Origin of the sequence: Arthrobacter sp. EPSL27, from assembly GCF_001512305.1 — a bacterium.
Classification (GTDB): domain Bacteria; phylum Actinomycetota; class Actinomycetes; order Actinomycetales; family Micrococcaceae; genus Arthrobacter.
Window position 1 is genome coordinate 65,090 of sequence record NZ_LNUT01000005.1, and the last position, 25,100, is coordinate 90,189.

A 25,100-nucleotide genomic window follows, 5' to 3' on the forward strand; every position below is an offset into this window, starting at 1 on the left:
GGGACACCTTATGGCGGCGACAGAACTGTGTAACCGCACCCCTCTCGGCGTGGTCAGGCCATGTCGCCACCAAGTGCCGGATCTTGATATCGGGGTGCATTTTGCTCATGATCCGAGCAAAACCGGCCAGAGTGTCCACGATGTCCTGAGACACACTGTCCACGATGTCTTGAGACAGAAATGTCCATTAAGTCATGAGACTCAACAGGGCTTAACCCGGCCGGATAACCCCGCCACGTGATAGGGCATCGGGTTGTGGGACAGAATGGGTCCATGACACGAATCGCAATCATCGGCGGCCACGGCAAAGTGGCTTTGGAACTGTCCAGGATCCTGTCCGGGGAGGGCATCGACGTAACGTCGCTGATCCGCAACCCCGAACACCGGGCCGACGTGGAGGCCACCGGCGCCACAGCGGCGGTCCTGGACGTTGAAAATTCGACGACGGAGGACATCGCCGGGGCCCTCCAGGGACACGACGCCGTGGTCTGGTCCGCGGGCGCGGGCGGCGGCAGCCCGGAGCGCACGTACGCCGTGGACCGGGACGCCGCCATCCGGTCGATGGACGCGGCGGCCCAGGCCGGCGTCGGGCGTTACGTCATGGTGTCCTACTTCGGCGCCGGGCGCGACCACGGGGTCCCCGAGGACAACGGCTTCTACGCGTACGCGGAGGCCAAGGCGGCCGCCGATGCCTACCTGCGCGGCACGGACCTGCAATGGACCATCCTGGGCCCTGGAGCGCTCACTGACGGGCCCGGGAACGGCCTGATCGACGTCAACCCGTCGGATACCTCCACGGGCACCGAAACGTCCCGTGCCAACGTGGCCCTGGTTGCTGCGGCCGTGCTGGGTATGCCGGCTAAGGCGGGGCGCACCATCGAGTTCCGGGACGGCTCCCTGCCCCTCTCCGCTGCCCTGGAGGCCTAGGCCAAGGCGAAGCCAAAGCGTGCGGGAGCCCCGGCGCCAGGCATGCAGAAGAAAAGGACCGGATCGCTGGGCGATCCGGTCCTTTTCTTTCCCCTCAGGCGCTCCTCAGCGCCGAACCCCAGTGCTCAGGTCCTAGGACACCGAGCCGGCGAAGACACGGGCGAGGTAGCCCTCATTCGGCTGCATGCCAGTCCCCGAATAGGCCCAGAGCGAACCGCTTGGCTCGCGGGCCACCAGGTCAGGAAACCCGTCCGAGTTGAGCTTTCCGGCGCCCAGGATGGTGTCAAACACGTGCCAGCCGGTTCCGATCCGGCGCGGGGCGGCGAGCTTGCCGGTGCCGTTGCCCGGATACATCCACAAGGTTCCGTCCGCCATCCGGCCGAGAAGGTCGTTCTTTCCGTCTGCGTTGAAGTCTCCGGTGCCGAACAGTTGGTCAAAGACCTCCCAGCCATAGTCGCCGATTTTTACGGCTCCGTTGTATCCGACGTTGCTTCCGCTGATGGTTCCGGTGCCACGGTAGAGCCAGAGGGAGCCGTCCGCCTTCCGGGCCACGAGGTCGTTCTTGCCATCCCCGTTGAAGTCTCCGGTACCCACCAGGGTAGTGAAGGCCTCCCAGCCGTAGTCGCCGATTCGTTTCGGACTCGAGAAACCGGAATTACCGGCATCAACCCGCCCCGTGCCGGGGTACAGCCACAACGTGCCGTCGGGCTTGCGGGCCAGCAGGTCGTTCTTGCCGTCGCTGGTGAAGTCGCGAACGCCGACCAGGGAATTGAAAACCTCCCAGCCGTACTCGCCGATCTTTCGGGCCGATCCGTAGGCACCGCTACCGTTACCCGCGTAGAACCACAGACTGCCGTCTGGCTTGCGGGCCAGCAGGTCAGCAATCCTATCCCCATTGAGGTCCTCGGTGGCCGTCAAGGCATCAAACACCTCCCAGCCATAGTTTCCGATCTTCCGCGCGCTGCCGTATCCCTCGTCCCGCATGGCGGTCCCGGCGTAGAAGAAGACATTCCCGTCGGGCTGGCTTGCCACGAAATCTGCGGTGCGGTCTCCATTGGCGTCGCCGGTGCCGGTAATGGTGGTGTAGATGCCCCAGCCGGTGCCGATCTTCTGCGGGCTAACAAGCTTGGCGGCGCCGGTGTTTGAGTACAGCCAGAGGGACCCGTCCGGGCGCCTGGCGGCCAAGTCGTTGGTGCCGTCGCCGTTGAAGTCCTGGATTGGGATCAGCTGGTCGAAGATCTCCCAGCCGTAGTCGATGTTCCGTGGCGTTCCCGGCCGGCCCGTGCCTGTACCGGGGTACAGCATCAGCACGCCGTCTGCCCGCCGGGCCAGGATGTCCGGTTTGCGGTCACCATCAAAGTCGCGGACGCCTAGCAGCGACGTGAAGGTTTCCCAGCCGTAGTCACCGATTTTCACCCCGGCAAGGTAGCCTTCGCTGCCGCCGGACACTCTGCCCGTGCCTGCATAGAACCACAAAGATCCATCAAATTTTCTAGCAACTAGGTCGTTTTTGCCGTCACCATTGAAGTCCCCGGTGCCCAGGATGCTGTTGAAGATCTCCCACCCTGTTCCGATCCGCTGGCCGGCCTGGGACCTGCCGGTGCCATCGCCCGGATAGAGCCAGAGCTCGCCGTTGATTTTGCGCTGAATGAGGTCGGAAATTCCATCCCCGTTGAAGTCGCCTGGGGCCACCAGCAGCGGCTTGGCGGCCGGGAGGGTGTCAATGGTGATCCCGGCGCCGGAACTCGAGATCCAGTCGATGGTCACTTTGGTCCCGGCGTGGGTCTTGAACGTCTGCCCCGGCTGCCAGGTCTGGTTGTAGCTGTAGTAACCGTTGAAGGTGGTGGTGCTGGGCTGCAGGGCGATGGAACCGGCACCGTAGCTTTGGACCACCTTGACGCCGCGGTTGCCGCCAAGCGCCGATGGCGCGTCGTTTCCTATCGGCAGGCGGAGTTCGATGTAATAGCCTTCACCGCTAACTGGATCCGTGAACTTGATGGCACGGTGGTCGTCCGCGCTTCCCCAGGCCTTCAGCTGGTACGAGTTCTTCCCGACCACTTTCCCCAGGTTCCTAACCTCGTTGCCGGAGCCGAATCCGCCAAATTCATACGTCGGGGAGCTCACCACCGGCTGGCTGACTTGGGAGACACCCATCAGGTCAAGGTTGTCTTTGTATTCCTCGATGCTGCAGGTGCGGTTGGCGAACGACCCATCCGCGTTGCTGGCGGTGTCCACGGATCCATCCCCACAGCGGAGCCGGTTGGCATGCATCAATCCCAGGACGTGCCCGAATTCATGGGTCAGCACACTATTGGTCAGCGTTGCCGGGAGGGGCATGAGCACCCGGCCGCTGGTGCCGTTATAGCTCCAGCCGGCACCGTAGGCGCCATCGGACAGCGTGGGCGTGGAGACGAAGACCACCAATGCGGTGTATGAACTCGGGACCCAGCCGATCTCCGCCGAGATGGTGTTCATCATCGAGGAATAGCTCTGTGTGGACGTGGCCTTACTGGTCCTGTTTTCGACGCTGGCAACGCTCATGGAGAGCCTGCCGTTCGACATGGCCTGCCAGTAGGTGCTGCTCGTGGTGATCGCCGCCCGGGCATCCGCTTCGGGAATCGTGGCTTTCCGGTCGGCCAGCTGCACCATGACCAGCTTGACCTTGATATCGCCGCTGCGGGCAATCGAATACGCCTCGGTGGAACTTTTCCGGGCCGTCACGCCCTTGGGGCCGGTGGGAAGCGGGGTTTCGAACGTGTGGGCGATCAGCGGTTTGTCACCCGCCGCGTCGGAATAGACCGAGTGCCCATGCTCGTCCTCGGTAGTAGCGCTTTCCGCAGCCGGTTCGGTTGCGGTGGCCGCTGTCTCTACCGGGGCGGCAGGCAGCGTTGTAGCTGGCGGGGCGGGGATAGCGGCAGTCGCCGGCGCGGGAGCCGGCGAGGCTGTCGCGGGAGCCGGCGTCGGGTCAGCAAGGGCAGGGGCGATCGTCACGGTGGTGAGCGAGGCGAAGGTGACGACCAACGCCGTCAGAAGCGCTGTCGTCTTCCGTATTGAGTTCACTTGATGTCTTTCATGAGACCGCCGCCCCGCTGAGGCTCAGCAGGGCGGCCGGGAGACCGGGAAGTGAGGTCAGTCTACGGAGGGCACGCGGCCAGATCAGGCAACTTGCAGCAAACTTTCGTCTTCGGTAGTGAATCGTTGCCGAATCTTGAGCAAAGCCGGCAACCGGCTCGTCATAACCGGGGTCCCGCACTAAGGCTTAGCTCCAGCTCAAGGGCGTTTGCCTCGACATAGTCCAGGGCGTGCCGGACGGCGCCGACCGTCACAATGGAGTCGCCCAGCGGCGAGACTGTGACGCGCGGGGGTGTCGCCGTCAGCCGGGGGAGCCGCGCGGTGATTCCGGGCAGCAGCGCCTGCGCCGAATCGGCCACGGCGCCGCCGAGCACCACCTGCTCCGGATTGATGAAACTCGCCACCGTGGCGATGACCCGCGCCATCCGGTCCGCGATCCTGTCCAGGATGGCCAGCGCCGCAGGGTCCCCGGCCGCTGCGTCCTCAAAGACGCGGCGGGCGCTCGCGGGGCCGCCCGCTGCCGGGCCGCCGGCGGCCGCGGACCACTGCCGGGCCAGGCTGGCGATGCCGTCGCTGGAGCCGACGCCCGCCACCAGGTCCAGGTACCCCATTTCGCCCGCCGCGCCGCCGCGGCCGTGCAGCAGCCGTCCGGACTCCATCACGCCGGCGCCCAGCCGCTCACCGGCCAGGAGCACCACCAGATCGTCGACGCCGGCGCCGGAACCGCGCCAGCGCTCACCCAGGGCGGCGAGGTTCGCATCGTTTTCCAGCAGCACGGTCCACCCGTGCAGGTCCTGCAGGGCGGCGCGGAGCCCGACGTCGAACAGGCTCCAGAAGTGTTGCGTGACCAGCACCTTGCCGTCGCGGTCCACCGGCGCGGCGATGCCGGCCCCTACGGCCAGGACGGACCCGGGCCCGGTCCCCGCGGCGGCCAGTGCCCCGCGGCAGGCACGGTCGACGACGTCGATCCGCTCCGCCGCCGGGATGTCCGCGGCCCGGAAGCCTTCGCTGGACCGCCCGACGACGGTGCCGCGCAGGTCCGCGACCGCGGCGGTGGTGGTTGCCGCGCCGATGTCGATCCCCAGCACGAATCCTGCCTTTGCGTTGAATTCGAAGCGCCGGGCGGGGCGGCCCTTGCGCGGCCCGGCGGGCTGGTCCTCGCCGCGGGCGTCCAGTTCGCGGATCCAGCCGCGCCGGATCAGGTCCTCGCAGACGGCTATCACCGATGCCCGGGTCAGCCCGGTGTGGTTCATCAGCTCCGTGCCGGTGGCCGACTCCGTGTTCCGGATGAAGCCGAGCACCGACTGGGCGTTGACCCGGCGCAGGAGCTGGGGCGTTGCGGCGGCCGCCGTCGGCTTCAAATGTTGACCTCTTCCTGATCCGGACACATAATTGTTCAGGCAATATATTTAGCTTGTATCTAAATTATCAGACCCAGTTCCGAGCCCCGAAGGATTTCCTTTGTCCAACACCGCCACGCTGGCAACCCTGTCCGGTTCCGACCTCGCCGCCGACCCCAACTGGTGGCGCCAGGCGTCCGTGTACCAGATCTACCCGCGCAGCTTCTCCGACTCGAACGGCGACGGCCTGGGCGACATCAAGGGCATCACCGCGAAGGTGCCGTACCTGAAGGAACTCGGCATCGACGCCGTCTGGCTCAGCCCGTTCTACCCCTCGGCCCTCGCCGACGGCGGGTACGACGTCGACGACTACCGCGACGTGGACCCCAAGCTCGGCACCCTCGAGGACTTCGACGAGATGTCGGCCGCCCTGCACGCCGCCGGCATCAAGCTGATCGCGGACATCGTGCCGAACCACTCCTCGAACCGGCACGCCTGGTTCCAGGAAGCCCTCGCGTCCCCCCGCGGCTCCGACGCGCGTGAGCGCTACATCTTCCGCGACGGCAAAGGCGAAAACGGCGAGATCCCGCCGTCGGACTGGGAATCCGTCTTCGGCGGCCCGGCCTGGGAGCGCATCACCGAACCGGACGGCACCCCCGGCCAGTGGTACATGCACATCTTCGCCAAGGAACAGCCCGACCTGAACTGGTCCAACCGCGAAATCCGCGACGACTTCCTCAAGACCCTGCGCTTCTGGTCCGACCGCGGCGTGGACGGCTTCCGCGTCGACGTCGCCCATGCCCTCACCAAGGACCTCACCGAACCGCTCCTGTCCAAGGTCGAACTCAGCGAGGCCAACTCCGGCACCGACGGCTTCGACGACGGCTCGCACCCGTTCTGGGACCGCGACGAGGTCCACGAGATCTACGTCGAGTGGCGCGAGGTCTTCAACGAATACAACCCGCCGCGCACCGCCGTCGCCGAGGCCTGGGTCCACGCCAGCCGCCGCGGCCGCTACGCGAGCCCCGAGGGCCTGGGCCAGGCGTTCAACTTCGACCTCCTGCAGGCCGACTTCGACGCCGACGAGTTCCGCGAGATCATCACCCGGAACCTCGCCGAGGCCACCGAGTCCGGCGCCTCGTCCACCTGGGTGTTCTCCAACCACGACGTGGTCCGCCACGCCACCCGCTACGGCCTGCCCAAGGGCGGCGGCAAGCACGCCAAAGGCCAGGACGGCAAGGGCTGGCTGCTCGCCGGCGCCCCCGCCGAGGAGCTCGATATCGAACTCGGCCTGCGCCGGGCCCGCGCGGCCACCCAGCTGATGCTGGCCCTGCCGGGCTCCGCCTACCTGTACCAGGGCGAGGAGCTGGGGCTGCAGGAAGTCGCGGACATCCCCGACGCCGAGCGCCAGGACCCCACCTTCTTCCGCAACAAGGGCGTGGAGATCGGCCGGGACGGCTGCCGCGTGCCGCTGCCCTGGACCGCCGAGGGCACCTCCTTCGGATTCGGCGACGGCGGATCGCACCTGCCGCAGCCGGCCTGGTTCGGCCGCTACGCCGTCGCCGCCGAGGACGGGGTGGAGGGCTCCACCCTGGAGTTCTACCGCAAGGCACTGAAGCTGCGCCGCGAGCTGCAGACCTCCGAAGAACTCGAATGGCACACCACGGCCAGCCCCGACGTGCTGCACTTCAGCCGCCCCGGCGGCTGGCAGACCATCACCAACTTCGGTGACGAGCCCGTAGAGCTGCCCGCCGGAACGGTGCTGCTCAGCAGCGGACCGCTCGAGGAGAACCTCCTCCCGGGCAACACCACCGTCTGGCTGCGGTGAGTTCTCCGGAACGCGCCGCCCAGGCTTCGCACCAGGCCCAGGAGCTGACACCTGCCCAGGAGCTGATTTACGGCTGCATGGGCCTGGGCGGCAGCTGGTCGCCGGAGCCGTACTCGTCCGCGGACGTGGACGAGGCGGCTGCGGCGGTCAGTGCCGCCCTCGATGCCGGCATCACCCTCTTCGACCACGCCGACATCTACCGTGCCGGCAAGTCCGAGGCCGTGTTCGGCGAGGTGCTGGCGGCCACCCCGGGGCTGCGCGGACGCATCCGCCTGCAGACCAAGTGCGGCATCCGGCTGGGCGAGGGCGGCCTGAACGCGTACTACGACCTGAGCCGGGACGCCATCCTGGAGCGGGTCAACGGCAGCCTGGCCAGGCTGCGCACGGACTACGTGGACGTGCTGATGCTGCACCGCCCGGACCCGCTGATGGACCCCGCCGAGGTGGCTTCCGCCGTCGGGCAGCTGATGGCTGAAGGCAAGGTCCGGGCGCTGGGCGTGTCCAACATGTCCGGTGCGCAGATCGAGGTCCTGCAGGACCGGCTGGAGACCCCGGTGGTCGCCAACCAGCTGGAGATGAGCCTGCTCAAGCGCGCCTGGCTGGAGAGCACGGTCCTGGTTAACCACGCCGAGGGCACGGACTACAGCTTCCCGCACGGAACCGTGGAGCACTGCGTCCGGCACGGGATCACGCTGCAGGCCTACGGTTCCCTGGCCCGCGGCCTCTACACGGGGGCGCCGGCCGAGGCCCCCTCGGCCGCGGAGGAGGCCACCACCTCCCTCGTGGCGCAGCTGGCCGCCGGATACAACACCACCGTGGAAGCGGTCCTGCTGGGCTGGCTGATGAAGCACCCGGCCGGCATCGCGCCCGTGATCGGCACCGCCAACCCGGACCGGATCCAGGCCTGCGCCGGCGCCTCCGCAGTGGCGCAGGCCATGACCCGCACCGAGTGGTACCGGCTCTGGGTGACGGCACGGGGCAGCAACATCCCCTGACCCGACTGGCTCGCAGTTAAGGCCGTTTGAGGGCTGGAAACGGCCTTAACTGCCCGTTGGCTGCACAGGGATGTGATTTTGGTCGTAATGGTCGCCTGCGGGGGCCGGAATACTTCGCGGGGGACACCTTGGAGCGGCTAGCGTAGATACATGACATCCACCACCACCGCCGGGACTGTCCGGCCTCAACGCAACATTCCGGCTGACATCGCCCGCTCCTGGCTGCTGGTGAACGCCATGAAGACCGAACTCTTCGACCAGTCGGCCGTCTCCCGCGCGGACGCCATCATCCTGGACATCGAGGATGCGGTGGACCCGTCGCAGAAGGATGCCGCCCGCGCGAATGTCGTGGACTGGCTGACCGCCGGCGGCAACGCCTGGGTCCGGATCAACGACGCCACCAGCCCCTTCTGGGCCGACGACCTCGCAGGCCTCCGCGGCACCCCCGGGCTGCTCGGCGTGATGCTCGCCAAGACCGAGTCCGCGGACCAGGTCACCGAGAGCTTCCACCGCATGGACGGCAAGACCCCGGTCATCCCGCTGGTGGAGTCCGCCGTCGGCATCGAGGAAGCGAACAACATCGCCAGGGCCCAGGGCGCGTTCCGCCTCGCCTTCGGCTCGGGCGACTTCCGCCGCGACACCGGCATGGCCGCCACCCCGGAGGCCATGGCCTACCCGCGCGCCAAGCTGGTGGTTGCCAGCCGCGTCGGCAACCTGCCCGGCCCCATCGACGGGCCCACCGTCGGCACCAACCACCCCATCCTGCGTGAGCAGACCGGCATCACGGTGATGATGGGCATGACCGGCAAGCTGTGCCTGGCCATCGACCAGACCCACGTCATCAACGAGGTCATCAGCCCCACACCGTCCGACGTCGCCTGGGCCACGGACTTCATGGCCGACTTCGAGGCCAACGGCCGCGTGATCCGCGACGGCTCGGACCTGCCCCGACTGGGCCGCGCCGAGAAGATCATGAAGCTCGCGGTAGCCTTTGGGGTGCAGCCGGCCCTGTAGCCTGCCCCGAACCCAAGGAGACCCCGTGGCCGATACCCGTTATCTGGTCCACGGGGTCTTTTGGGATGCGGAACCGGGCGCCGGGCACCCGGTGCTGCGCCTGCAGGACCCCGACGGCGGCTTTACCGACCTGCCGCTCGACGCCGGTACGCGCCTGGGCTTCCGCCTCGCCGCAGGCGGCAAGCACTGCCTGGGCCACCACAGGGTGCACGGGCCCGCCGACCGGGACCACGTCCCCTGCCCGGCCCGGGCCCGCGCCGACAAGGGCAACCAGTGCGAGCGGTGCTTCGTGCTGGACGACTCCCGGCTCATCCACGATTTCCACCGCGGCGGGCGGGTGCCGCCGGGGCTGCGGGCGTACCTCATGCAGCCGCACTGGCTCTACGTCGCCACCTTCGCCGGCGGCGCCAGCAAGGTGGGCACGGCCGCGGACCTGCGGAAGTGGAAGCGGCTCGCCGAACAGGGCGCCGTCGTCGCCCCTTATGTGGCCCGCGCCGACGACGGCCGGATCGTCCGGCTCCTGGAGGACATGGTGACCCGCGACGCCGGCCTTCCGCAGCAGGTCCGGTCGGCCGCCAAGGCCGCGGCCCTGGCCGGGCCGGCCCCCGCCGCCGACCTGGATGCCCGGAACAGCAGGCTGGCGGAGCAGGTCCGCGGTCTGCTGGCCGGCGCCGGGGGAGGCGGCTTCGAGGTGGTGGACGAGGCGTGGCAGCGGCCTCGGTTCTCGGACGCGGCCTGCGCGCCGGCGGCCCGGCACGCCTACCCGCAGGAGCTCAGCAAGGGGGCCCACGGGTTCCGGATCGACTCGCTGAGCGGCAGCATCGCCCTCGCCCGGCTCGACGGCGCCGACCTCGGCTTCATCGTCAACCTCGGCCTGCTGAAAGCCCGGAGCATCGAGCTCGGCGACCACGGCACGGACGTTCCGGCAGTCCAGGAATCCCTCTTCTGACGCGGCCTGTGCCCGGCGACGCGCTTCCCGCCCCGCGCGCCGTGCCCTGCGACGCGCGCCGTGCCCGGCGACGCGCGCCGTGCCCGGCGATGCGCTTCCTGCCGCACGCGCCGGTACACCCGCGTCGCCGGGCCTTCCGGGTGTCGCCAGGCACGAACCGCGTCGCAGGGGCGACGGCGGACCCCAGTAGAATGGCACCGTGCTGAGAGAATTCTGGGAGACCGCGTCCACCACCTACAAGGTGCTGGTCTTCAGCGCGATGGGGCTCCTGGGGATCGGGATTGTCCTGAACCTGGTGGGCAACTCCACCGGCAACCAGGACCTGGCCGTGGCTTCCCTGGCCGTGATCGGCGCGGGCCTGGTCCTGCACATCGCCGGCATTGTGGTCCGCGGCCAGGCGATCCGCAAAAACCTCAAACGCTAGCGGCGGCGTTCCGGCGGACGTGGCTGCGGGCATGCTCCACGGCGTCGGCCAGGGACGCGAACAGGTGCTTGTGGTGCCGCAGCGACCGGATCACCCCCACGTTGGTCACGAGCTCCAGGTGCTGCGGCTGCACGCCTTTCAGCAGGACCGTCACGCCGCGCAGCTCCAGCGCCGAGATGACCTCCACCAGGGTGTGCGCCCCGGTGGCGTCGAGCATCCGGACCTGTGACAGGCGGATGATGGCCACCTGGATGTCCTTGACCTGGCTGATCTCCTGCAGCACGCGTTCCGCCGCGCCGAAGAACATGGCGCCGTCCAGCCGGAAGATCGCAATGTGTTCATCCCCCGGTTCGGGCGGCCCCGGGATCTCCTCACGTTTGACCCCGCTGAGCGAGGCGAATTTCCGCAGGGTAAAGAGGGCCGCGGCCACCAGCCCGATCTCGATGGCCACGATCAGGTCGAAGGCCACGGTGATGAGCGCCGTCAGGACAAATACAAAGGCATCGGCCCGGGTGGAGCGCAGGATGGCCGTCACCGTGTGCCGCGAGACCATCCGGGTGGCGGTGACCATCAGGATCCCGGCCAGGACCGCCAGCGGGATCTTCCCCACCAGGTCCGCCCCCAGGTAGATGATGGCCAGCAGCACCAGGGCGTGCACGATCGCGGATAGCCGGGTCTTGGCCCCGGAGCGGACGTTGACGGCGGTCCTGGCGATGGCGCCGGTGGCCGGCATGCCGCCGAAGAATCCTGCCGCGATGGAGGCGAGGCCCTGTCCGGTGAGCTCCCGGTCCGGGTTGTAGGCCCCGGATGGCCTCCCGTCGGGTCCTGCCATGCCGGCGGCCACCCGTGCGGAGAGCAGGGATTCAATGGCGGCCAGCAGCGCGATGGAGACGGCGGGCATCAGCAGCCCGCCCAGCGCCGCCGGATCCAGGGCCGGCAGGGAGGGTGCGGACAGGGAGTGCGGCAGGGCGCCGATCCGCGGAATGTCCAGCTGCAGCAGTTCCACCGCCGCCGTGGCCAGCACGACGGCGATCAGGCTGGCGGGCAGGGCCTTGTTCAGCTTCGGGAGCAGCAGCATCACGGCCGCAACCCCCAGCACGACGCCGAGCGTCTGGAGGACGGTGGGCAAGGTGGCCTGGGAAGCGCTCTCGATGGCAGCCAGCAGGGTGTTGTGGCCCGGTGTCCCCTCGGTGCCGGTGGCCAGGGGAACCTGCTGGAGGAAGATGATCGCGGCGATGCCGAGAGTGAAGCCCTCCACCACGGGCCAGGGGATGAAGGCCACCGCCCGGCCCAGCCCGCTGATGCCCAGGAGCACCACCAGCAGCCCGGCCATCAGGGAGACCAAGGCGATGCTGCCGGCGCCGTGGGCGGCGACCACCGGGGCCAGCACCACCACCATGGCTCCGGTGGGCCCGGAAATCTGGACGTGCGAACCGCCCATGACGGCGGCCACCAGGCCGGCCACGACGGCGGTGATCAGCCCTGCTTCGGCGCCGACGCCGGAGCTCACGCCGAAGGCCAGCGCCAGCGGCAGCGCCACGATGCCCACGGTGATGCCCGCCAGCAGGTCCGTTTTCCAGGCGGAGCGCAGCCCGCCGTAGTCGCGGCGGGACGGCAGGAACCGGCCCAGTTGACCCGGCTTGGCACTCATGAATCGGAGCTCTGCAGATGCTCGCTGGGCAGCCCCTGGGCCAGCCTGAGCTGTTCGTTGGAGTCGGCCAGGCTGTCGAGGAGGAAGGTCCTGGCGATGGCCAGCAGTTCGGCGATCTTCGGGTGGGCCAGCCGGTAGGTCACGGCGTTCGCGGAGCGGACCGAGGTCACCACCCCGTGCCGCCGCAGCGTGGCGAGGTGCTGGGACAGGTGGGAGGCCTCCAGGCCCGTCTCGGCCAGCAGGTAGCTGACCGGGGCCGAGTGGTCCGGCGCGGCGGACAGCAATTCAAGCACGCGGATCCGCGCCGGATGCGCCAGGGCCTTGAACAGGTTCGCCTTGATTTCGTAGAGGGGGGTTTGCGCCGGTGTGATCATGTGCTGCCTGTGCCTTCTCGCCGCCGCGGACCCAGGGCCCTCCGGCCCGGAACCGCCGCGAAATGATGGAATGATGTTTCCATCATACCGTAGTTTTGTCATGCTGGTGGTGCCGCTGTCATCGGCGCGGGCCGCCGGGGGCCGGGCGCTAGGCTGGAACCATGACTATCAATCCGGATCTGCAGGGGCGCAGCTACCCTGCCCACGAGGTGTACGACGTCGGCCGCGAGAAAATCCGCGAGTTCGCCCGCGCGGTCAAGGCCACCCACCCCGCCCACTTCGAGGTGGAGGCTGCTACGGCGCTGGGACACCGCGACCTGGTGGCGCCCCCGACGTTCGCCATCATCGTGGCGCAGCGGGCGGACGCCCAGCTGATCGAGGATCCCGCCTCCGGCATCGACTTCTCCCGCGTGGTCCACGCGGACCAGCGCTTCATCCACCACCGTCCGATTGTGGCGGGGGACCGGCTGGTCGCGGAACTGCACGTCGACGGCGTCCGCGCGATGGGCGGCGGAGCCATGATCACCACCCGCGCGGAGATCTTCGCCCTTGCCGCCGAAACCGCATCAGCCGGTGCCGGCGACGCCGCAACCGGCGCGCGGGAAGCCGTCGCCACCACCACGTCGTCCATCCTGGTCCGCGGAGAGGGACAGTAGCCATGAGCACAGAATATTTTGCTCCCAAAGTCGCAGAACTCACCGTCGGCCAGGACATCGGCAGCCGCAGCATTGACGTCACCCGCACGGACCTGGTCAAGTACGCCGGCGCCTCCGGCGACTTCAACCCCATCCACTGGAACGAGGCCTTCGCCACCGGCGTGGGGCTCCCCGGCGTGATCGCGCACGGCATGTTCACCATGGGCTCCGCCGTCCAGCTCGTCAGCGACTGGGCCGGCGACCCCGCCGCCGTCGTGGACTTCCAGACCCGCTTCACCAAGCCCGTCCCGGTGGCCGACACCACCGGCACCGCGGACGCCGGCGCGGTGATCGAGGTCAGCGGCGCCATCGGGGCGCTCGACGCCGACGCCGGAACCGCCCGCGTTGACCTGACGGTCGTCTCGGCCGGGCAGAAAGTGCTGATGAAGGCCCAGGCCGTCGTCAGGCTGGCCTGACCCTATGGCGATGCGGTGAGCGTGCGTACCGGCCAGTCCGTGGAAGTCACGCACTGGCGGAACGCCGTGGTGACGGCCTACGCGGTCAGCGGCATCGCCTTCGCCACCTGGGTGTCCCGGCTGCCGGCCATCCGTGACGGGCTGGACCTGACCCCGGCGAACATCGGGCTGCTGCTGCTCTGCATGACCCTGGGGTCCTTCATCTCGGTCTCCGCGTCCGGGCTGATCGTCCTGCGGTTTGGGTCGAAGCAGACCATCCGGATCGGCAGCATCATGGTGGGCGCCGGGCTGGTCCTGGCGGGCCTGGGGACCTCCGTCCTGGTCAACCCGCTGGTGGTTGCCGCCGGGCTGGCGGTGATCGGCCTCGGCACCGCCAGCTGGAACACGGCCTCCAACGTGGAGGGCGCCGCCGTGGAACGTGCCGTCCGCCGACACATCATGCCCAGGCTCCACGGGGCGTTCAGCCTAGGCACCGTCGCCGGCGCCGCGGCGGGCGCCTGGGCCGCGGGAACCGGGCTGCCCGTGTTCGTGCACTTCACCGCTGCGGGGCTGCTGGTGGGCGGCTCCGTGGCCACGGCAGCGGCCTGGTTCCGCGCCGACATCACCCCGGCCGGGGGCGGGCAGAGCTTCAAGCCGTCCAAACCCGACACCTTCGAGGACCCCTCCACCGGACCGATCCCGGTCATCGGGGCGGCCACGGACCGGACGGAGGAGCCGCTCGACAACAAGCGCCAGATCGCCCAGGCCTGGCGGGACCGCCGCACCCTCCTGCTGGGGGTCCTGGTGCTGGGGCTCGCGCTGGCCGAGGGCGCGGCGGGGGACTGGGTGGCGCTGGCGCTCGCCGACGGCCACGGCCAGTCCGACGCCGCCGGGGCCGCCGGGTACGGGCTCTTCGTCACGTTCATGACCATCGGCCGGTTCGCGGGCACGGTGGTCCTGGACCGCTTCGGCCGCGTCCCGGTGATGCGCTGGTGCGCCGCCCTGGCCGTGCTGGGCCTGGGCCTGTTCGTCTTTGCGCCGGCGCCATGGGTGGCCTATGTGGCGCTGGCGGTGTGGGGCCTGGGCGCATCGCTGGGCTTCCCGGTGGGCATGTCCGCCGCCGCCGACGATCCCGTCAAGGCCGCGGCGCGGGTTTCCGTCGTCTCCACGATCGGGTACGGCGCGTTCCTCTGCGGCCCGCCCCTCCTGGGCCTGCTGGCGGAACACGTCGGCATCCTGCACTCGCTGCTGGCCGTGATGGTGATGCTGGTGGTCAGCTTCCTGCTGTCCCCGGTGGCCCGGAAACTCAGCTGACTCCCGGCGCCCGGCGTCGGGCGCCGCTTAGGGGACTTCACCGTTCCCCGGATAGGCTGGACGGGTGACCCAGACACTGCTTTCCGCCCTGACCACGGCCGCCGTCGGCGGCCCCGCCGGCAGCTTCATCGAAGCCCGCACCGAGGCGGAAATCATCGACGCCGTCCGCTCGGCTGACGCCGCCGGTACGCCGCTGCTGATCCTTGGCGGCGGCTCCAACCTGCTGGTGTCCGACGACGGGTTCCCCGGCACCGTGCTGAAAATCGCCTCGGAGGGGTTCACCGTCAACGCAGAGGACTCCTGCGGCGGCGTGGCCGTCGTGGTCCAGGCCGGGCACAACTGGGACGCCCTGGTGGAGCACGCCGTGCGGCACGCGTGGTCCGGCATCGAGGCGCTCTCCGGCATCCCCGGCGCCACAGGCGCCACCCCGGTCCAGAACGTCGGCGCGTACGGCTCGGACGTCTCCCAGACCATCGCCGCCGTGCGGACCTGGGACCGGCACCACAACACCGTGCAGACCTTCACCAATTCGGAGCTCAAGTTCGGCTACCGCGACTCCCTGCTCAAGCAGACCACGGTGGACGGGTCCCCGCGCTACGTGGTGCTGACGGTCGAGTTCCAGCTTCCCCTCGGCCGGATGAGCGCCCCCATCCGCTACGCCGAGCTGGCCCGCGCCCTCGGCGTCGAGGCCGGCCAGCGCGCATACTCCAACGATGTCCGGCGCGAGGTGCTGCGGCTGCGGGCGTCCAAGGGCATGGTGTGGGACGCGGAGGACCGGGACACCTACTCCACGGGCTCCTTCTTCACGAACCCGATTGTCCCTTCGGAGGTGGCCGCCGGCCTGCCGGAGGATGCTCCCCGGTACCCGGGCGGCGCCGACGGGATGACCAAGCTCTCCGCGGCCTGGCTGATCGACCAGGCCGGCTACGGCAAAGGATTCGGGCTGGACCCCGGCAGCGTCTCCGGCGGACGGGCCTCGCTGTCCACCAAACACACCCTGGCCATCACCAACAGGGGCAACGCGAGCACCGCGGACCTGCTGGCCATCGCCCGCGAGGTGCGGCGGGGCGTCGCCGAACGTTTTGGGATCGAGCTGCACCCGGAACCGCTGCTCATCGGCGTCGAGCTCTAGCCGAGCTCTAGCCGAGCTCTAGGGGAACCCTCCCTGGCGAGCTCCCTGCGGGGCGGGAACGCCCGGTCAGTTCCGGCCGCGCTGCGGGGCCACCCTGCTGAAGAGCATAAACGTGAAGCCGGATGCTGCCGCGCCCAGAAAGAACACCTGGCAGAACGCCACAGACTGGGCGCTGGGGCCGCTGCGGAGCACCAGCCCGGCGAGGGCGAAGACCACGGCCCCGGCCAGCAGCGCCAGGGAGCCGAGCAGGAAGCTCTGGACGGTGTCCGGAAGGCCGCCGGAATCGTAGCCGTCGCGCGGGTCGGGAGGGGTCTGCGCCGTTCGGCGCGGCTGCAGGGAGGCCGCTGTGACGAAGCTGGCCACCGCCACGGCCATGGACGCCACGGCGACCGCCTGCAGGGCGTTCATCATGGGCGAGAGCCGCGTTCCGCTGGCGATGGCAATGGCGAGCCCGGCGGCCATGCCGGCGGCGCTGGAAGCCCAGCCCACCAGGGCCAGCTTCCTGCTCAGGGGCCGCAGCAGCGGCCACATCTCACTCATGGTCATCCATCAAGGGTAGGCAGTCCGGCTGGAAGGTGGCTGGGAACCGTCCGGAAGGCGTCCTAGCATGAAGGCATGAGACCCACGGGACGTGCCCGGCTCAGCCGGGGGATCCTTGGCCGGCTGCGGCTGGCCTCGCAGGGCCTGGCGGGGTCCGGGTTCCGCAGCGCCGCCGCGGCCGTGCGCTGGATGACCGCGATGCAGGCGCAGGACCTGCAGGCCGCTCTCTGGGCCGTGGGCCAGCGGCTGCCGGGCTCCCGCGCGGCGGATGTCCGCGGCGCCATCGACCGGGGCGAAATCGTCCGGTCGTGGCCCATGCGCGGGACGCTGCACCTGGTGGCCCCCGAGGACCTGCGATGGATGCTGTCCATTACGTCCGGCCGGCTCATCCGGGGCCTGGCCGGGCGCCACCGGGAGCTTGGCATCACGGCCGCGGACCTCCACGTTGCGGGGGACACGGCACTGCAGCTGGTCTCCGGCGGGGCAGCGGCCAGCCGGGCGGAACTCTTCCAGGCCTTCGAGCGGGCCGGCCAGTCCACGGCCGGCCAGCGCGGCATCCACCTGCTGGGCGCGCTGTGCCAGCAGGGCCGGCTGGTGCTGGGGCCGCTGGCCGGCAACCAGCAGCTGGTGGTGGCCTTCGACGACTGGATCACCGGCTCGCGGACCCTGGACCGGGCGGACGGCGTCGCCGAATGGCTGCTCCGCTACCTGCGCAGCCACGGGCCCGCCACGGAACGGGACTTTTCCTGGTGGTCCGGCATCCCCCTGACGGAGGTCCGCGCGGCGCTGGCCCGGGTGAAGGACCAGCTGGTGGGGCTGGGATTCGAGGGAACGGCCTACTGGCTCTCCCCGGAGACCGCCGCGCTTCTCGAGGACGGGGTCCCGGCGGGACGCCTGGTGCTGGCGCTGCCCGGGTTCGACGAATTCGTGCTCGGCTACACGGACCGGTCCCTGGTGCTGCCGCCCCAGCATGCGGACAAGATCGTGCCCGGCGGCAACGGGGTCTTCCGGAAGACGATTGTCTCCGGGGGCCAGGTGGTGGGCACTTGGGAGGCCTCCCGCAGCCGCGGCTCCATGATGGTGGTTTCCCAGCCGTTCGACGACGTTAACGGGCTGCGGCCTGCCGCCCAAAGATCCTTTGAGCTGCAGGCCGCGAAGTACCGGAGGTTCCTCGGTCCGCTTTAGGGGCCTAGAGGGTGCCGGTGGCGATCTTCAGCATGCGGCGGAGCGGTTCTGCCGCGCCCCACAGCAGCTGGTCGCCGACGGTGAAGGCGCTGATGTACTGCGGGCCCATCTCCAGCTTGCGGATGCGGCCCACGGGGATGTCGAGGGTGCCGGAGGCGGCGACGGGGGTGAGGTCCGCCATGGACGCTTCCTTGGTGTTGGGCACCACCTTGGCCCACTGGTTGTCCGCGTCGAGGAGCTTCTCGATCTCAGCCACGGAGAGGTCCTCGCGGAGCTTGAGGGTGAGCGCCTGGGAGTGTGAGCGCATGGCGCCGATCCGGACGCACAGCCCGTCCATGATGATCTGCTCGTCGCCGGAGGTGCCCAGGATTTTGTTGGTCTCCACGCCGGCTTTCCACTCTTCCTTGGACTGGCCGTTGCCGAGGTCCGCGTCGATCCAGGGGATCAGGCTTCCGGCCAGCGGGACGCCGAACTGGGTGGCGTCGATGCCGGTGCGCTGGTGGGCCAGGACCTTGCGGTCAATGTCCAGGATGGCCGACGCCGGGTCGTCCAGTTCCGTGCTGACGTGGGCGTTGAGCGTGCCGAACTGGTTCAGCAGCTCGCGCATGTGCCGGGCGCCGCCGCCGGAGGCTGCCTGGTACGTCATGGAGGTGCCCCATTCGACGAGGCCGTTCTTGAACAGCCCGCCGAGGCCCATCAGCATGCAGGAGACGGTGCAGTTGCCGCCGATGAAGTCCTTGGTGCCGTTGACCAGGCCCTTGTCGATGACGTCGCGGTTGATCGGGTCCAGCACGATGATCGAATCGTCGTTCATGCGCAGGGTGGAGGCGGCGTCGATCCACAGCCCGTCCCAGCCGCGGCTGCGCAGCTCCCCGTGGACCCGCTTCGTGTAGTCGCCGCCCTGGGCGGTGACAATAATCGGCAGCTTGGCGAGGGTCTCGATGTCAAACGCGTCTTCGAGCTTGCCGGCGTCGCCCCCGGCAGAACCAGCGAAGGAAGGGGCGGCACCTCCGGCGTTCGAGGTGGAGAAAAAGACCGGGTTGATGCCGGCGAAGTCGCCTTCGTCCTGCATGCGCTGCATCAGGACGGAACCGACCATGCCGCGCCAACCGACCAGGCCAACGGACGGGATAGCTGCTGTAGTCATGGGCCCAGTTTAGACTTTGCCGGCCGGGGCGCGCAGTCGGTTACGTTCCGGCCCGGCTGACCGGCAGCTATTCAACCGGGCGGGGCAGGTTCCGGGCCTGGCGCAGCTTCTCGGCCTTGCGCTCCTTGGCGTAGCTCGTCCAGGCGACCAGCGGGACCAGGATTCCGGCCGGGATGGTCCACCAGATGTCACCCAGGATTTCCCAGGTGCCGTCGATCGCGATCCGGACCAGGCCGTACGCGACCCCGCCGGCGAAGAGGGAGGCGAGGATGGACAGGAAGAGCAGCCCGCCGGAGGAGTTCACGGGTTTGACCAGCCCGTGGCCGTCGTCTTTGCGGACCCCGTATTCCTCCGGGGTGTACGCCGTCAGTTGGCCGTTAGCGTCCCGGCGGTGGATCAGGCTTTCATCGCCGGGGCGTCCGGGCGTGTAGCCGGGCTCCTGGGGCGTGTCCTGGCTACGCCTGGCCACGGGACTCCTCCATGGCGCGCAGCAGGGCGGCATCGTCCAGGCCTTCGGTCTCCGCGACCTGGTCGGTGGCGAAATCGGGGATGCCCGTGGTCCAGGTCTCTCCGTCACGCCGTACCAGCAGGTGGTGTTCGGCGTCGAGGGTCTTGAAGACCAGGTAGGCGGAGCCGCCGTGGTTCTGCTCGACGTGCTGGCGCACCACCCGGAGGGTCGCCTCGGCGGAGCTGATCGACGGGTCCTGGGCGAAGACGAACCACGTCCCCAGCAGCCGCGGCTGCAGCATCAGCGCCACGCCGGGGGCTTCAATCAGCACCACGTTGTCCATGGTGTCCCCGGTGAGCAGGGACACTTCCGTCCACCGGGTGGCCTGGCCAAGGGCCGTGGCCACGGCGGCGGCGACGCCGGTGACGCCCAGGTCGCCGTCGTCGTCGATGGTGGCCATGTCGCGGGCCATCAGGGACGAGGCGCCCGCGGTGGACAGGGTCACGTCGTCCACCATGTCCTGGGCGCGGAAGACGCTGACCGAACGGTCCCGTGCGGGGCCCTCGAACATGTTGAGCAGGTAGGCGAATTCGCCCACGCCGAAGCCGATCACGTCGACGCCGAGCCGCGCCTCCTGCTGGGTCTGGTCCTGGACGGTCATGTGGGTCTCCTAGTCCCCGAAGCCGAAGAATCCGGCCACGGATTTGCCTGCATCTTTCACACTGTCCGCCGCGTCGCTGACGAACTCGCCGGGGTCCTTCACCGCGTCAACGATGCCTTCGCCGATGTTCTGGCCGACGCTGGAGATGGTGTCCCAGTTCTCGTACACGGCAATTCCGACGCTGGCCACCTGGCAGACGGTTCCCGCGGGCGGCGGCAGGAAGCAGCCGACGCCGAGCAGTCCCTTGCCCGCGCTGGCCATGCCGCCCTTGACGTCACCGTCGGCGAAACTCCGCACCGAGTCGACGGCGCTGAAGCCGATCCCGGCCCAGCCGAGGCCCCGCGCAAGCCCGGACTTGCCGAGCCACTCCAGTTTGGTCCCGGCACCGAGCCAGGGCTTCTCGGCGAAGAATCCCTCGAACTTCCCCAGCGGCCCGATGTACTTGTTCAGGTTCCGCAGCGAGACGACGTCGGACGCCTTGTCGATCGCGGCGAGGCCGCGGTTGGCAGCGGCGGAGCCCTTCAACAGGTCATCGAGGGCGGGGTTGCTGAGCAGGCGGTGCGGCGCGAAGCCGGGGCCGCCGATCCGGTGCGTGCCCTGGATGAAGGACTTGATGAAGTCGGCACGCTGGTTTTTCAGCACCCAGCCCAGCTGCCCTGCATGCTTGGCGAGGGTCAGCGGTGCTTTGAGGTACTTCTGGATCTGCATGGCGGCGCGGAGCCCGCCGATGCCGCCGAGCAGCGCCCCGCCGATGAGCGCGCCCGCGCTGGTCCCGTTGCCGCCGGGGCTGAGCAGCGGCCCGCCGCCGGCCCCGAACGCCGCGTTGCTGGCCTTCTCCTGCTGCTCCGCGTGGGTCATCAGCCGCTTGGACTCTTCCTTGAGCGCCATCGCGGTCTTCTGGATAAGGGCCCGGTGGCTGCCGTTCCACTCCGTCTTGAAGCGGGCGCCGTCGGCCCCCTTCCACGCAGTGTTGCCGTTAATGGCCGACGTCAAGGTGGTGGACTGCTGCAGCAGCGTCTCGGACGTCTTGCCGAACTGTTGTGCGAGTGTCCGCAGCTGGGCGACGTCGGCGCCCCATAAGTTTCCTGCCATAGCGGCATCCCCCTTTTACCTGCATCAGCCTAACCGGCGTCGTGCGGGACCCGGTGCATTGCGGTGTGCGTATCTAACCGGCACCAATGTAGCCGGAACCCCGGCGGCCGGCGATGGGGTGATCTCCCCATCGGCGGCGGCTGCGACACATCGGGCAGCGCGGCGGCGGTGCTATTCGCCGGTGCGCTCTGCCAGCAGCGCGTGCTTGCGCTTCCGGAGCGCGAAGAAGGCGCCGAACGCGAACGCCTGCGTCACCACCACCAGCACGATCGCGCCGACAATCTTGTTGCCGCCCAGGATCATGGTCAGCCCCACGATCGCGGACAGGAGCGCCAGCAGCGGAAGCAGCATGTAGCCAAGGACAAAGAGGGTTTCGGGTTTCTGCAGCATGTCCTTAACCTTCATTTCGGCGCCACACGGTGATGCGGTAGCGGGTGCCGTTTTCGGCGGTTTCCCAGCCGTTTTCCGGCTGGCTCGCACCCATGGTCCAGTCGTAGCCGAGCTCCGGGGCGAACGTGTCGCCCTCGGTGGTGGTGTCGATGGTGGTGATGACGGCGACGTTGGCCAGGTCCATGGACTGCGCGTAGATCTTGCCGCCGCCAATGATCCAGACCATTTCGTGGCCGGGCGCGAACTGGGATTCCAGGAGCGCGTCGTCCAGGGACTTGACCACGATGGCGCCTTCCGCCGCCGGCGTTTCGCCCCACCCTTCCTGCCGGGTGATGACGATGTTCGTCCGCCCGGGGAGGGGCCGGTACTTGTCGGGGAAGGATTCCCAGGTCTTGCGGCCCATGACCACCGGGTGGCCCATGGTGAGCCGGGTGAAGTGCTGCATGTCCTCGGGCAGGCGCCACGGCATGCTGCCGTCCTTGCCGATAACGCCGGTGCTGGTCTGGGCCCAGACAACGCCGAGGCCGGTGGCGGTGCCGCGGACTGCCTCGGTGAAGTCGGCGGGTTCTGGAGTGTGGCTGGTCTCGTTGCTCATACGGCGATGGGGGCCTTAATCGTCGGGTGGTGCTGGTATCCGAGCACCTCGAAGTCATCGAGGGTGTAGTCGAAGATCGACGCCGGTTTGCGGGTGATCTTCAACTGGGGGTACTCGTAGGGCTCGCGGGCGAGCTGCTTGAGAACCTGGTCCATGTGGTTGTCGTAGATGTGCACGTCGCCTCCGGTCCAGACGAATTCGCCCGGTTCCAGGCCGGTCTGCTGGGCGATCATGCAGGTCAGCAGGGCGTAGGAGGCAATGTTGAACGGGACGCCCAGGAAGGTGTCGGCGGACCGCTGGTAGAGCTGGCAGGACAGTTTGCCGTCGGCGACGTAGAACTGGAAGAACGCGTGGCAGGGCGGCAGGGCCATGTCCTTGAGTTCGGCGACGTTCCAGGCCGAGACGATGTGCCGGCGGGAATCCGGGTTGGACTTGAGGTTCTCGATCAGCTCGGCGATCTGGTCGATGTGGCCGCCGTCGGGCGTGGGCCAGGAGCGCCACTGCACGCCATAGACCGGGCCGAGTTCGCCGTCGGCATCCGCCCATTCGTTCCAGATGGTGACGCCCTGGTCCTGCATCCATTTGACGTTCGTGTCCCCGCGGAGGAACCAGAGCAGTTCCACGGCGACGGACTTGAAGTGCACGCGTTTGGTGGTGATCAGCGGGAAGCTTTTGCTGAGGTCGAACCGCATCTGGCGGCCGAACACACTCAGCGTGCCGGTCCCGGTCCGGTCCGATTTGTGCGTGCCGTGTTCCAGGACATCGCGCAGCAGGTCTTCATAGGGCGTTGGAATGCTCACCGTCCCAGTCTACTGAGAACTGGCTTTGCGTCCTTATCCGTCGCCCTGGCCGAGCCTCGTCCGCAGGACAGCAAGGAGCGCGGCGTCGTCCAGTCCGGCCTTTCGGCCTTCCGCAATGTAGCGGTCGACGGCGGCGGTCACGGTCCCGGCGTCGGTCGCCAGGGCTTCGGGCCGGGGGAGGGCTGCTTGCGTTCCGGCGACCACGGTGCCGTTGCGCCGCCGCGTTTCGATCAGCCCCGACTGTTCCAGCTCCCGGTAGGCCCGGGCAACAGTGCCGGCGGCGATGCCGAGATCGGCCGCCAGGCGCCGGACCGTCGGCAGCCGGGCGCCCGGGGCGAGTGCACCGATGGCGATAAGCGAGGACACCTGCGCCCGGATCTGCTCGTACGGCGGGGTGGCCGAACCCAGATCCACGGAGATCCCGGCGCTCACGCCGAGACTTCCTTCCTCGGCAGGGGAGGGGCAGGAGCCGGCCGGGCCAGGGAGCGCACCGGGATGACGGCGATGACAGTCGCTGCGACGCCAAGGACGGCGCCGGCCGCGATCGCCGGCCACCAGGATGTGGCGGCGGGGTCCGTCTCCCCGAAAGCTGCCCGGCCCAGTACCTCGGCCCAGGCGTTGCTCTGGGTCAGCAGCAGGGCAGCCGCCTGGGCGGTGAGGGTGGCCGCGAGGGTCCGCACCACCCGGTGGACCGTGATGGCGCGCAGTGCCGTGTCGAGGCCGGCGGGGGCGCCGGGGATGCCCCGGCGGCGGCGGGCCAGGAGCAGTGCCGGCAGGGCCAGGGCGCCCACGCCCGCCGTCAGCAGCAGGGCCGGTACCCAGTCCGGGGCCGCCCCGAGCCGGGCCTGCCCCGCGGCCGTGACCGCCAGAACGACGAGGAAGGCCAGCAGCGCCAGCACGGCGGTGGTCAGGAGGGCCGGGCTCACCGGCTGCCGGGGCCAGGGCCGCGGTGCGTCCGGGCGTCCGTGGTTGCGGTGCAGCAGGACCTCGCCGGCGGCAATGACCAGCAGCACCAGGGCGGCCATCAGCGCCACCACGCCGGCAAGGCTGCCGCTGCCGCCCACCGCCGCGAGGGCCTGGGCCAGGAAGGCACCGGCAACCAGAGGCGCCGCGGCCGCCAGGCCCAGCAGCACGCCGAGGGAGGAAACCAGGGTAGCCGCCGGGTGCTGCCGGCCGGTGGCGTTCCCTGCCTCCGGGCGGTTCCGCACGCCGAGCCCGGCGGCGGCGAGCCGCGGCGGCTGCCAGCGCCACATGACCAGCAGCACCGCCATGCCCGCCAGTGCGGCCGGGTTTGTCCAGGACTGCGGGCCCAGCGCAGGGTCGGGCCGTGCCGCGAAGTTCCCCGCGATCCCGCCGAGGCCGGCCGCCACGGTGGCCACCGTCCGCAGCAGCCGGTTCATGGCGATGGTCCGCAGCACGGCGTTGTCGGCGGCGTCGAGGCACTCCAGCTGGCGGCGGCCGGCTATCAGCCACAGCACCAGCCACGTCCCGCCGGCCAGCACCAGCAGGGCACCGCCCAGCCAGCCGGCCAGTTCCGGCCCGGGGATGCGGCCCTCACCGCCGCCGCTGTAGTAGCTGTAAGTGTTGGGTCCGTCGCGGACCGTGGTGGGCGCCACGGCCGCGAAACCGGGAAGGGCGGACGCCCGGGCGATGGCGGCGCCGGCTATCAGGAAGATGGCCGCCGTGGTGAGGGCCAGCCTGCGGGGCAGGAAGTCGCGGATGCGGCGGAAGGACAGGACGGCCTGCCGCCGCAGCCTGCGCGGGCCCGGGTAGGTGAGCTGGCCCAGGGCGTGCACGGTGAGGCAGCCCAGGACCGGCCACAGCAATGCCGGGGCAATGGTCTCCGCACGGGTCAGGCCGCCGGCCATGGGGTCCGCCGGAATGATGCCCAGGTTCATCGCACCTTGGAGGGAACTGGCCAGCCAGCCGATGACGCCCACCCATAGTGCGTGGTCCGACACCGACGACGGCGAGGTTCCCGTCGTCGGCGCCCGGACCACCCAGCGCAGCACCACGTAGACCACCAGGGCGGCAAGGAGAGGGCCGAGCAACAGCAACGCGGGCAGACTGGCTGGCAGCGGCATGAAATCCCCCAAAGATCCTGCGGCAATACATCAGCGGCAATGTATCAA

The 25,100-nt window shown here is 69.3% G+C and carries 25 protein-coding genes; 11 read left to right on the forward strand and 14 right to left on the reverse strand.

Translation table 11 applies throughout. From position 1 onward, the window contains the following. The first annotated feature begins 273 nt into the window (after positions 1 to 273). Entirely contained in the window at positions 274 to 927 is a 654-nt protein-coding gene (locus AR539_RS11195; protein WP_066436678.1) for an NAD(P)H-binding protein, read from the forward strand. Positions 928 to 1,059: 132 nt separating this feature from the next. On the opposite strand, the gene AR539_RS11200 is transcribed toward AR539_RS11195, so the two are convergent. Next, positions 1,060 to 3,987 (reverse strand): FG-GAP-like repeat-containing protein, encoded by a 2,928-nt coding sequence (locus AR539_RS11200; RefSeq protein ID WP_157361002.1) that lies wholly within the window; start codon positions 3,985 to 3,987, stop codon positions 1,060 to 1,062. Positions 3,988 to 4,160: 173 nt separating this feature from the next. Further along, entirely contained in the window at positions 4,161 to 5,360 is a 1,200-nt protein-coding gene (locus AR539_RS11205) for an ROK family protein (protein WP_066436687.1), read from the reverse strand. Positions 5,361 to 5,460: 100 nt separating this feature from the next. Here AR539_RS11205 and AR539_RS11210 point away from each other — a divergent pair, with 100 nt between their 5' ends. The 5 genes from AR539_RS11210 to AR539_RS11230 all read left to right on the forward strand — a co-directional run bounded on the left by AR539_RS11210 (position 5,461) and on the right by AR539_RS11230 (position 10,549). Continuing rightward, the gene (locus AR539_RS11210; RefSeq protein WP_066436694.1) at positions 5,461 to 7,167 is read left to right on the forward strand and encodes a glycoside hydrolase family 13 protein; all 1,707 of its coding nucleotides are present in this window, start codon (positions 5,461 to 5,463) and stop codon (positions 7,165 to 7,167) included. Positions 7,168 to 7,211: 44 nt separating this feature from the next. Then, the gene (locus AR539_RS11215) at positions 7,212 to 8,162 is read left to right on the forward strand and encodes an aldo/keto reductase (RefSeq protein WP_157361054.1); all 951 of its coding nucleotides are present in this window, start codon (positions 7,212 to 7,214) and stop codon (positions 8,160 to 8,162) included. Between the two features lie 150 nt (positions 8,163 to 8,312). Next, positions 8,313 to 9,176, forward strand: coding sequence for an HpcH/HpaI aldolase/citrate lyase family protein (locus AR539_RS11220; RefSeq protein ID WP_066436697.1), 864 nt, complete (start codon positions 8,313 to 8,315; stop codon positions 9,174 to 9,176). 25 nt (positions 9,177 to 9,201) lie between these two features. After that, positions 9,202 to 10,125 (forward strand): DUF2797 domain-containing protein, encoded by a 924-nt coding sequence (locus AR539_RS11225; protein ID WP_066436699.1) that lies wholly within the window; start codon positions 9,202 to 9,204, stop codon positions 10,123 to 10,125. Positions 10,126 to 10,324: 199 nt separating this feature from the next. Beyond that, positions 10,325 to 10,549, forward strand: coding sequence for a DUF3188 domain-containing protein (locus AR539_RS11230; RefSeq protein WP_066436702.1), 225 nt, complete (start codon positions 10,325 to 10,327; stop codon positions 10,547 to 10,549). Here the strand turns inward: AR539_RS11230 and AR539_RS11235 are convergent. Next, a complete protein-coding gene (locus AR539_RS11235; protein WP_066436704.1) occupies positions 10,539 to 12,200 on the reverse strand; it encodes a SulP family inorganic anion transporter in 1,662 nt (553 codons plus the stop codon). The genes AR539_RS11230 and AR539_RS11235 overlap by 11 nt on opposite strands. Beyond that, complete coding sequence (locus tag AR539_RS11240; RefSeq protein ID WP_066436706.1) at positions 12,197 to 12,574, reverse strand: ArsR/SmtB family transcription factor; 378 nt, start codon at positions 12,572 to 12,574, stop codon at positions 12,197 to 12,199. The genes AR539_RS11235 and AR539_RS11240 overlap by 4 nt, the downstream gene beginning before the upstream one ends. A gap of 161 nt (positions 12,575 to 12,735) precedes the next feature. On the opposite strand from AR539_RS11240, the gene AR539_RS11245 reads away from it, so the two are divergent. From AR539_RS11245 to AR539_RS11260, 4 genes are all read left to right on the forward strand, one after another. Further along, positions 12,736 to 13,230: an FAS1-like dehydratase domain-containing protein gene (locus tag AR539_RS11245; protein WP_066436708.1), complete on the forward strand. Its 495-nt coding sequence runs from the start codon at positions 12,736 to 12,738 to the stop codon at positions 13,228 to 13,230. 2 nt (positions 13,231 to 13,232) lie between these two features. Continuing rightward, the gene (locus tag AR539_RS11250; protein WP_066436716.1) at positions 13,233 to 13,685 is read left to right on the forward strand and encodes a MaoC family dehydratase; all 453 of its coding nucleotides are present in this window, start codon (positions 13,233 to 13,235) and stop codon (positions 13,683 to 13,685) included. A 15-nt stretch (positions 13,686 to 13,700) separates the two neighbouring features. Then, a complete protein-coding gene (locus AR539_RS11255) occupies positions 13,701 to 14,978 on the forward strand; it encodes an MFS transporter (protein ID WP_066436718.1) in 1,278 nt (425 codons plus the stop codon). Positions 14,979 to 15,042: 64 nt separating this feature from the next. Further along, complete coding sequence (locus tag AR539_RS11260; protein WP_066436721.1) at positions 15,043 to 16,110, forward strand: UDP-N-acetylmuramate dehydrogenase; 1,068 nt, start codon at positions 15,043 to 15,045, stop codon at positions 16,108 to 16,110. 66 nt (positions 16,111 to 16,176) lie between these two features. On the opposite strand, the gene AR539_RS11265 is transcribed toward AR539_RS11260, so the two are convergent. Continuing rightward, a complete protein-coding gene (locus tag AR539_RS11265) occupies positions 16,177 to 16,656 on the reverse strand; it encodes a hypothetical protein (protein WP_066436724.1) in 480 nt (159 codons plus the stop codon). Positions 16,657 to 16,725: 69 nt separating this feature from the next. Here AR539_RS11265 and AR539_RS11270 point away from each other — a divergent pair, with 69 nt between their 5' ends. Further along, positions 16,726 to 17,835 carry a winged helix DNA-binding domain-containing protein gene (locus AR539_RS11270; protein ID WP_066436727.1) on the forward strand — a complete coding sequence of 370 codons (1,110 nt, stop codon included), beginning with the start codon at positions 16,726 to 16,728 and terminating at the stop codon, positions 17,833 to 17,835. Between the two features lie 4 nt (positions 17,836 to 17,839). On the opposite strand, the gene asd is transcribed toward AR539_RS11270, so the two are convergent. The 9 genes from asd to AR539_RS11315 form a co-directional block, all read right to left on the reverse strand. After that, a complete protein-coding gene (asd, locus tag AR539_RS11275) occupies positions 17,840 to 18,982 on the reverse strand; it encodes an aspartate-semialdehyde dehydrogenase (RefSeq protein ID WP_066436729.1) in 1,143 nt (380 codons plus the stop codon). Positions 18,983 to 19,049: 67 nt separating this feature from the next. Continuing rightward, the gene (locus AR539_RS11280; protein ID WP_066436732.1) at positions 19,050 to 19,451 is read right to left on the reverse strand and encodes a hypothetical protein; all 402 of its coding nucleotides are present in this window, start codon (positions 19,449 to 19,451) and stop codon (positions 19,050 to 19,052) included. Then, the gene (locus AR539_RS11285; protein ID WP_066436737.1) at positions 19,438 to 20,091 is read right to left on the reverse strand and encodes a hypothetical protein; all 654 of its coding nucleotides are present in this window, start codon (positions 20,089 to 20,091) and stop codon (positions 19,438 to 19,440) included. The genes AR539_RS11280 and AR539_RS11285 overlap by 14 nt, the downstream gene beginning before the upstream one ends. Positions 20,092 to 20,100: 9 nt before the next feature. Then, on the reverse strand, positions 20,101 to 21,183 hold the full coding sequence (locus tag AR539_RS11290) for a hypothetical protein (RefSeq protein WP_066436741.1): 1,083 nt from the start codon (positions 21,181 to 21,183) through the stop codon (positions 20,101 to 20,103). Positions 21,184 to 21,354: 171 nt separating this feature from the next. Beyond that, complete coding sequence (locus AR539_RS11295; RefSeq protein WP_066436744.1) at positions 21,355 to 21,573, reverse strand: NF038396 family protein; 219 nt, start codon at positions 21,571 to 21,573, stop codon at positions 21,355 to 21,357. Between the two features lie 4 nt (positions 21,574 to 21,577). Beyond that, positions 21,578 to 22,168 (reverse strand): dihydrofolate reductase, encoded by a 591-nt coding sequence (locus tag AR539_RS11300; RefSeq protein ID WP_066436746.1) that lies wholly within the window; start codon positions 22,166 to 22,168, stop codon positions 21,578 to 21,580. Beyond that, positions 22,165 to 22,968 (reverse strand): thymidylate synthase, encoded by an 804-nt coding sequence (locus AR539_RS11305; protein ID WP_066436749.1) that lies wholly within the window; start codon positions 22,966 to 22,968, stop codon positions 22,165 to 22,167. The genes AR539_RS11300 and AR539_RS11305 overlap by 4 nt, the downstream gene beginning before the upstream one ends. 33 nt (positions 22,969 to 23,001) lie before the next feature. Next, positions 23,002 to 23,400 (reverse strand): GntR family transcriptional regulator, encoded by a 399-nt coding sequence (locus AR539_RS11310; protein WP_066436754.1) that lies wholly within the window; start codon positions 23,398 to 23,400, stop codon positions 23,002 to 23,004. Then, on the reverse strand, positions 23,397 to 25,052 hold the full coding sequence (locus tag AR539_RS11315; protein ID WP_082699339.1) for a hypothetical protein: 1,656 nt from the start codon (positions 25,050 to 25,052) through the stop codon (positions 23,397 to 23,399). Before AR539_RS11315 ends, AR539_RS11310 begins: the two co-directional genes overlap by 4 nt. Positions 25,053 to 25,100 lie beyond the last annotated feature (48 nt).